Below are 1,314 nucleotides of genomic sequence, written 5' to 3'. Positions count from 1 at the left end.
GCCCCGGTCAAAGCGGACAATTCATGTGCTACAAAACCGGACAGTTTTATTTGTTGCCAACATGACCGTTAGACTTGACCCGTGGCGGAGAGGAATCAGGAGTCCCGTGGGGGGTTGTCGGTGATTTCAAGACCCCGGTCTTGCGTGTGTGATTTCAAGATCTGACCCTGGTCTCGCTCCTGCTCATCGTAAAGTTCAATTTGATCGCAAACACATGCGATCGCTCCTCCATATGAGCATTCGAACTGGGCCAAGTATGCGTCGGGATGTTCGTTCGCGATCTGTTTAGCCAGCCTCAGCGCGTCTTCTTTTGTAGCTCGCTCGGTAAAAAGGACATTCCAAGCGCTATCTGGAATCTCCCAAGATGCGTCCGGAACCGCAGATACTTTCCAAACATAGATGTCGGACAAAATGGCGCCATTCCAAAGGTCCGCCACGGTCAGTTGAACAATGCCTCTAAGCTGAACCTTTGTGCGCTTGCCAGTTACTCCCCTTAGTCGAATACACAAGGCATCCCTGCTGTCCGAGAACGCGAACTCTTCCAGCCGGCTGTCGTGAATCTGGGCGCCGTAGATGCGCCCGTATTCGTCACTGTGTAATTCAAGCTGTGTGGTCATCTGCAGTCTCACTTCTTAGGAGGCGGAACGTTAGGGCCTCTTGGCGGCGGTGGATCACCCGGCTTCGGCGGTCGCGGAGAACCACGGTCCTCGTGAGAGGGGGGGCCACCACCCGGGGGACGCCCCCAGTCGTGACAATGATCACCGCTTCCTACGCCACACTCGTCCGGATGAGGAAGATCACGGTCAATTGCCGGGTAGCGATCCCGACCATACGTTCTGCTACCTGTTCCTCCCCGAACAGTTGAGCCTGGCTCACCTGTGAAGGGAGGCTTGTTTCCAGGAACATCTTCGCAGGCCCCGTCAGTACACTTCCCGTTATCCTGGGTCAGGATAACCGCCCCGCCTACGATGAAGAGCCACTTGCAGGCTGTTGCGATAACAGCCACGTCGCAAACTGGGTTGGCGGGTCCGCCGAGCAAACACGATGGCAACAGAGCTTCGGTCAGCAAACCGAACCGGTCGGTGTAACGAAGCGGATTTCCCCCAACATAGGCATAGGTATTGATGCCGCCCTGGAGCCCGATGGGATCGCTCTGCACATACCGTCCGGTGGAAGGATAGTAATCCCTGAAGTAGTTGTAATGCAACTGCGTCTCCCGGTCGAAGTACTGCCCCGGGAAACGCAGATTGATCACCGTCGCCCGTCCATCGCCATCCGGGTCCTCCTCCGGCAGCGCCATCCCGAACGGCTCAC

The 1,314-nt window shown here is 56.6% G+C and carries 1 protein-coding gene and 1 pseudogene; both read right to left on the bottom strand.

Annotated features, from left to right (window positions below; translation table 11 throughout):
* Positions 1 to 95: 95 nt before the first annotated feature.
* Positions 96 to 617, bottom strand: a complete 522-nt coding sequence (locus tag CAPSK01_RS15090) for a hypothetical protein (RefSeq protein ID WP_034928455.1) — start codon at positions 615 to 617, stop codon at positions 96 to 98.
* Between the two features lie 437 nt (positions 618 to 1,054).
* Positions 1,055 to 1,314: pseudogene (locus tag CAPSK01_RS23240) on the bottom strand (RHS repeat-associated core domain-containing protein); the annotation flags it as partial.

The organism is Candidatus Accumulibacter vicinus, assembly GCF_000584955.1.
Classification (GTDB): domain Bacteria; phylum Pseudomonadota; class Gammaproteobacteria; order Burkholderiales; family Rhodocyclaceae; genus Accumulibacter; species Accumulibacter vicinus.
This window is presented reverse-complemented; position numbering and strand designations above follow the sequence as displayed.